A 395-nucleotide genomic window follows, 5' to 3' on the forward strand; every position below is an offset into this window, starting at 1 on the left:
GTACAAGCATCTCAATTATGGTGAAAGGGTAACAATTGCGACCCTCAGAGCCGAAAAGAAAAGTTATTCAGCGATTGCCAAAATTATGCATCGGTCGGTATCGACAATACATAATGAAGTACATCGCAATAGTATGAGACCTGACGTAACGAATCATACTGAAATATTTCCATACCAGGCAGAATATGCGCAAGTCACAGCAGAACATCGTCGGAGCAGGGCCTCTCGACAAAAAGTAAAGTTAACAAAATACTGGCAGAAAGTCATTAATCATTACCTGAGAAAAAAATGGTCACTGGAACAAATTTCACATGGCAGTAGAGTGCCCTATTCAACAAACACTTTGTACAGTTATGCAAAGGATGGTTACTTAAGGTATCAAGCACAAAGATATA

At 39.2% G+C, this 395-nt stretch carries 2 pseudogenes; both read left to right on the plus strand.

The window, feature by feature from the left end:
- Positions 1-118, plus strand: a pseudogene (locus tag C1I98_RS46280) (helix-turn-helix domain-containing protein); the annotation flags it as partial.
- Positions 119-133: 15 nt separating this feature from the next.
- Positions 134-395, plus strand: a pseudogene (locus C1I98_RS40110) (hypothetical protein); the annotation flags it as partial.

Origin of the sequence: Spongiactinospora gelatinilytica (genome assembly GCF_003236385.1) — a bacterium.
Lineage (GTDB): Bacteria > Actinomycetota > Actinomycetes > Streptosporangiales > Streptosporangiaceae > Spongiactinospora > Spongiactinospora gelatinilytica.